The sequence below is a fragment of the Acrocarpospora corrugata genome (assembly GCF_009687845.1).
In the GTDB taxonomy this organism is placed as follows: Bacteria; Actinomycetota; Actinomycetes; order Streptosporangiales; family Streptosporangiaceae; genus Acrocarpospora; species Acrocarpospora corrugata.
The window spans coordinates 81,227-87,662 of sequence record NZ_BLAD01000072.1; the positions used below are offsets into that span (position 1 = coordinate 81,227).

A 6,436-nucleotide genomic window follows, 5' to 3' on the forward strand; every position below is an offset into this window, starting at 1 on the left:
GCTGACGCGGGTCCGTACACGATCGAAAATGAGCTGTGAAAAAGTCTCGCAGTGGCCCGAAATCGCGCCTGACGCGAGAACCCCCGGTCTCGCGGGGTTGACATTAAAAACAAGATCATCGCATTAGCGGGCATCACAGCGCCCGTCAATGCCACCTGAGGTCCCGAAGACCGGTAGAATGAAAGTGGACTTAAGGACACGTCCGTTTGCGTGTCACCCCGGCCTGACGAGCCGACTCCCCTGGGTGAGCGCATCGGGGCACTCACGACGGTGACGGGCACGGCAGGATAGCCATCCTCGGATGTCGCCTGCCGCGTGTCCGCGGCAGGAGGATTTCACACTTGTCCTACGACGCAAGCTCTATCACCGTTCTCGAAGGCCTGGAGGCGGTCCGCAAGCGGCCGGGTATGTACATCGGCTCGACCGGCGAACGCGGCCTGCACCACCTCGTCTACGAGGTTGTGGACAACTCGGTCGACGAAGCCCTGGCGGGGGTCTGCGACCACATCGAGGTCACGCTGCTCGCCGACGGTGGCGTCAAGGTCGTGGACAACGGCCGAGGCATCCCGGTGGCCATGCACCCGGTCGAGAACAAGCCGACCCTGGAGATCGTGCTGACCGTGCTGCACGCCGGCGGCAAGTTCGACGGCAAGTCGTACGCGGTGTCGGGCGGCTTGCACGGTGTGGGCATCTCGGTGGTGAACGCGCTGGCCAGCCGCCTGGAGGCGGCGATCAAGCGGGACGGGTTCCACTGGGGGCAGACGTATGTCGGGTCGAAGCCGATCACGGATGTGATCAAGGGCGAACCCACCGAAGAGACCGGCACCACGATCACCTTCTGGCCGGACGAGACCATCTTCGAGACCACCAACTGGAACTTCGAGACGCTGAGCAGGCGCTTCCAGGAGATGGCCTTCCTCAACAAGGGCCTCACCATCGTGATCAGGGACGAGCGTCCCGACCACACCGTGGAGGGCCCGGTCGAGGTCACGTACTGCTACGAGGGCGGCCTGTCCGACTTCGTGGCGCACCTGAACTCGAAGAAGGAGACCGTCCACAACTCGATCATCGACTTCGAGGAGCACGGCGACGGCATCTCCGCCGAGATCGCCATGCAGTGGAACGGCTCCTACTCCGAGTCGGTCTACACCTTCGCGAACACGATCAACACCGCCGAGGGCGGCACCCACGAAGAGGGCTTCCGGGCCGCGCTGACCACCATCGTGAACCGGTACGCGCGCGAGCAGAAGTTCCTCAAAGAGGGCAAGGACGACAACCTCACCGGCGACGACGTGCGCGAGGGTCTCACCGCGATCATCTCGGTGAAGCTGGCCGAGCCCCAGTTCGAGGGTCAGACCAAGACCAAGCTGGGCAACACCGAGGCCAAGTCGTTCGTCCAGAAGGCCTGCAACGATCACCTGCGGGACTGGTTCGAGCGCAACCCCGGCGAGGCCAAAGAGATTATCAACAAGTCGCTGCAGGCCTCCCGGGCCCGGATCGCCGCCCGCCAGGCGCGCGACCTGACCCGGCGCAAGTCGCTGCTGGAGAGCGGCAGCGGCCTGCCCGGCAAGCTGGCCGACTGCCAGTGGAGCGAGCCGGAGCGCTGCGAACTGTTCATCGTCGAGGGCAACTCGGCCGGCGGCTCCGCCAAGGGCGGCCGCGACTCCCGGTTCCAGGCGATCCTGCCGATCCGCGGCAAGATCCTCAACGTGGAGAAGGCGCGGATCGACAAGGTCCTCAAGAACACCGAGGTCCAGTCGCTGATCACCGCGCTCGGCACCGGCGTGCACGACGAGTTCGACCTGTCCAAGCTGCGCTACCACAAGCTGATCCTGATGGCCGACGCCGACGTCGACGGCCAGCACATCACCACGCTGCTGATGACGCTGCTGTTCCGGTTCATGCGCCCGCTGATCGAGGCCGGGCACGTGTACCTGTCCCAGCCGCCGCTGTACAAGATCAAGTGGGACCGCAAGGGGGAGGACGCGTCGTACGCGTACTCCGACCGGGAGCGCGACGCCGTCATCCAGGCCGGCATCGACGCCGGCAAGCCCGACCCTCGTCCGCGTGACAACGTCCAGCGGTTCAAGGGTCTCGGCGAGATGAACGCCAACCAGCTGTGGGAAACCACGATGAACCCGGACACCCGGTTGCTGCTGCAGGTCACCCTGGACGACGCGGCCCAGGCCGACGAGATGTTCAGCGTCCTGATGGGCGAGGAGGTCGCGCCGCGGCGCGAGTTCATCATCAGAAACGCGCGCGACGTGCGCTTCCTCGATGTGTAATCGGCCTGCCGTACAGAGCAGAAAAGGATAGACGTGACGGAAGTGAACCTGCCTCCGGGCCCGCCGACGGATCGTATCGAACCGGTGGACATCCAGTCCGAGATGCAGCGCAGCTACATGGACTATGCGATGTCGGTCATCGTGTCGCGCGCGCTGCCGGACGTTCGGGACGGGCTCAAGCCCGTGCACCGGCGGGTGCTGTACGCGATGTTCGACGGCGGCTACCGCCCCGACCGGGGCTACTTCAAGTGCTCCCGGGTCGTCGGCGACGTCATGGGCTCCTACCACCCCCACGGCGACACCTCGATCTACGACACTCTGGTACGGCTCGCGCAGCCCTGGTCGCTGCGCTACCCGCTGGTCGACGGCCAGGGCAACTTCGGCTCGCCGGGCAACGACATGCCGGCCGCGATGCGGTACACCGAGTGCAAGCTCGCGCCGATCGCGATGGAGATGCTCCGGGACATCGACAAGGAGACCGTCGACTTCCAGCCCAACTACGACGGCCGCTCCCAGGAGCCCGTCGTGCTGCCGTCGCGGTTCCCGAACCTGCTGGTCAACGGCTCGGCCGGGATCGCGGTCGGGATGGCCACCAACATCCCGCCGCACAACCTGCGCGAGGTCGGCTCGGCCGTGCAGTGGGCGCTCCAGCACCCGGACGCCGACGAGGACGAGCTGATCGAAGCCCTCATCGCCCGGGTCAAGGGCCCCGACTTCCCGACCGGCGCGCTGATCGTCGGCAAGCGCGGCATCGACGAGGCGTACCGGACCGGGCGCGGGTCGATCACCATGCGGGCTGTGGTGGAGGTCGAGGAGGACAACAAGGCGCGGCAGTGCCTGGTCATCACCGAGCTGCCGTACCAGGTCAACCCGGACAACCTCGCGCTGTCCATCGCCGAGCTGGTCAAGGAGGGCAAGGTCACCGGCATCGCCGATGTCCGCGACGAGTCCTCCTCCCGGGTCGGCCAGCGCCTGGTCGTCGTGCTCAAGCGCGACGCGGTCGCCAAGGTCGTGCTGAACAACCTGTACAAGCACACCCAGCTGCAGACCACCTTCGGCGCCAACATGCTGGCCCTGGTCGACGGCGTTCCGCGCACGCTCCGGCTGGACCAGTTCGTCAAGTTCTACATCGGCCACCAGATCGAGGTCGTCGTCCGGCGCACCCGCTTCCTGCTCCGCAAGGCGGAGGAGCGGGCGCACATCCTGCGGGCCCTGCTCAAGGCGCTGGACCGGCTCGACGACGTGATCGCGCTCATCCGCCAGTCGCCGTCGGCGTCGGCCGCCCAGCAGGGCCTGATGAGCATGCTGGAGATCGACGAGATCCAGGCCCAGGCCATCCTGGACATGCAGCTGCGCAAGCTCGCCGCCCTGGAACGCCAGCAGATCCAGGACGAGTACGAGCACCTGATGACGCAGATCATCGACTACCAGGACATCCTCGGCTCCCCCAGCCGCCAGCGCAGCATCGTCGGCGACGAACTCGGCGAGATCATCACGCGGTACGGCGACGAGCGCAAGACGGAGATCATCGCCTACGAGGGCGACATGTCCATCGAGGACCTGATCGCCGAAGAGGACATGGTCGTCACGATCACCCGCGGTGGGTACGCCAAGCGCACCAACACCGACCTCTACCGGGCGCAGAAGCGCGGCGGCAAGGGCGTCCGCGGCGCCCAGCTCCGCCAGGACGACATCGTCGAGCACTTCTTCGTGACCACCACCCACCACTGGTTGCTGGCGTTCACCAACAAGGGGCGGGTGTATCGGGTCAAGGCGTACGAGCTGCCCGACTCCGGCCGCGACGCGCGCGGGCAGCACCTGGCCAACCTGCTGGCCATGCAGCCCGACGAGCACGTCGCGGAGATTCTCGACCTGCGCGACTACGAGGTGGCCCCCTACCTGGTGCTCGCCACCCGCAGCGGCCTGGTGAAGAAGACCCGCCTTTCCGAGTACGACTCGCCGCGCTCCGGTGGCCTGATCGCGATCAACCTGCGCGAAGATGACGAAGTGATCGCCGCCAGGCTCGTGTCCGAGGAAGACGATCTACTGCTCGTCTCCACGGGCGCGCAGTCGATCCGCTTCACCGCCTCCGACGAGGCTCTGCGTCCCATGGGCCGGGCCACCAGCGGTGTGATCGGCATGCGGTTCATCGACGGCGACGAACTTCTCGCCATGAATGTGATGAGCCACGGCGACGATGTGCTTATCGCGACCGAAGGCGGGTATGCGAAGCGGACCCCGGTTGACCATTACCCGCTTCAAGGTCGGGGCGGCAAGGGCGTGCTGACTGCGAAAATCGTGAGCGCCCGTGGCAAGCTGGTCGGAGCGGTCATGGTGCGACCCGAAGACGAAGTCTTCGCGATCACCTCCGCCGGGGGAGTTATCCGTACCAGCGCCGGGGAGATCAAGCAGTCCGGCCGCCAGACCATGGGGGTTCGCCTGATGAATCTCGCCGAAGGCGACAGCGTCGTGGCCCTCGCCCGAAATGCCGAAACGCTGGCGACAGCCGAAGCTTTGGAGACAGTGGAGAATGGGGCAGGAGACGAGGAATGAGCAACTCGGGCAGCGCCAGCGCCAGAACGACGAAGGCTTCGGCCGCCAAGCCGGCGTCTTTCGCCATGCGTGACGGGGTGTCCGAGCGGATCGACGACGAGGGAACGCCCAAACCGGACCCCCGCCCCGCCGAGGAGCCGAAGTCGGACGACTCCACGCTCCGCATCCGCACGACCGGACCGGACCCGAAGCCGTGGTCGCCTGCCGCGCCCGACCTGGACGAGACCAACCCTCGCCCACCGGCGGTCCCGTCCGTCGGCACCGCGGCCGACCTGACCACACCAGCAGACCGTCCGATCCTCAGAACCCAACCGGCAGAGGACCGCAAACCGGCCATCCGCGCCCCTCGGAAGGCCCACCTCGTCCTCCGCCGGGTCGAACCCTGGTCGGCGATGAAGTTCAGCTTCGTCGTCTCCCTGGTCTGCTTCGTGGTCCTGTTCGTGGCGGTCGCCGTGCTGTACGGCGTGCTGTCGGCCATGGGGGTGTTCGACGAGGTTGTGAAGGCGGTCAACCAGCTGACGGTGGGCGAGAACGCGACGCCGTCGTTTGATGTGGCGAGCTGGTTCGAGCCGGTGCGCATTCTGGGGTATACCGCGTTGCTGGGGGCGATCAATGTGGTGTTGATCACTGCGTTGGCGACGCTGGGTGCGGTGATCTACAACCTTTCCGCTGATCTGGTCGGCGGGGTTGAAGTGACCTTCAGCGAAGCTGAGTAGATGTGCTGGTCCTGTGCGGCTGCTGGGGGGCGGCCGTACAGGAACCACGGTGCGAGGAGGGCTCCGGACACGGTAAGCTTTCCTACGTCCAGCCGAGACCTAGCGGGTTTTGGGTGTGCTGGGGGCTATAGCTCAGACGGTTAGAGCGCTTCCCTGATAAGGAAGAGGTCCCAGGTTCAAGTCCTGGTAGCCCCACTTTTCTGACCTGCAAAAGGCCGCTATCCGATCTTCGGAGAGCGGCCATTCTGCTGTCTGCGTGACTGCGAGATACCTTGCCGGGTCCGACTGGGTGCTGATCACTTCGTCGGGGTGCTTTCGGCCAAGAAGTCGCGCTCCTCCTCGGTCGGCTCGACCTTGGGCCGTATGTTCTCTGGTTCTCAAACAGGTTCTCGGCTCAGTACCTTCGAGTCATGCCGTTAACGCCTGTCCCGACTGTCCTCGAAGGACGCCATGTACGTCTTGAGCCTCTGGACCTATGCCATTCCGGCCCTTTTCCAGGTGGGTGGCCGTGATGAGGAAGTCTGGCGGGGACTGAGCAACTCGCCCCGGACAGCGAAGAGGAACTGTGGGCGATCACGTCCAAGCGCCTCAGGGAAGTCGACGCGGGCAGGCGAGTTGCTTTTGCTGTGCTTAGCCGCGATCACGAGACAGCGATCGGCACCCACGAGTCTGCATACGTGGAACCTCACAGTGGGCAGTCTGGAGATGGGCGGGACTTGGTTCGGACGGAGTTGGTGGCGTACCGCGGCCAACACCGAGACCAAGCTGCTCACGATGACCTATGCGTTCGACGCACTTGGCTTCGAGGCCATCGCGTGGCGAATCGATGTGGACAACAAGCGTTGGAAGCGATCATGCGAATTGGCGCCCAACCACAGGAAC

Annotated in this window: 4 protein-coding genes and 1 tRNA gene; all 5 read left to right on the forward strand. The window is 65.5% G+C overall.

The features are described 5' to 3' along the window. The first annotated feature begins 341 nt into the window (after positions 1–341). The gene (gene gyrB / locus Acor_RS28990; protein WP_155339931.1) at positions 342–2,285 is read left to right on the forward strand and encodes a DNA topoisomerase (ATP-hydrolyzing) subunit B; all 1,944 of its coding nucleotides are present in this window, start codon (positions 342–344) and stop codon (positions 2,283–2,285) included. A gap of 33 nt (positions 2,286–2,318) precedes the next feature. Beyond that, positions 2,319–4,838, forward strand: coding sequence for a DNA gyrase subunit A (gyrA, locus tag Acor_RS28995; RefSeq protein WP_155339932.1), 2,520 nt, complete (start codon positions 2,319–2,321; stop codon positions 4,836–4,838). Next, positions 4,835–5,554: a DUF3566 domain-containing protein gene (locus tag Acor_RS44750; RefSeq protein WP_246239239.1), complete on the forward strand. Its 720-nt coding sequence runs from the start codon at positions 4,835–4,837 to the stop codon at positions 5,552–5,554. The genes gyrA and Acor_RS44750 overlap by 4 nt, the downstream gene beginning before the upstream one ends. A gap of 121 nt (positions 5,555–5,675) precedes the next feature. Further along, positions 5,676–5,749, forward strand: a tRNA-Ile gene (locus Acor_RS29005). Positions 5,750–6,244: 495 nt separating this feature from the next. Further along, the coding region (locus tag Acor_RS46425; protein ID WP_218034543.1) for a GNAT family N-acetyltransferase at positions 6,245–6,436 on the forward strand (192 nt) is incomplete at its 3' end.

Excerpts from the sequence above, each read along its gene's own strand:
- Acor_RS44750 (WP_246239239.1), top strand. The coding sequence starts at position 4,835 with ATGAGCAACTCGGGCAGCGCCAGCGCCAGAACGACGAAGGCTTCGGCC.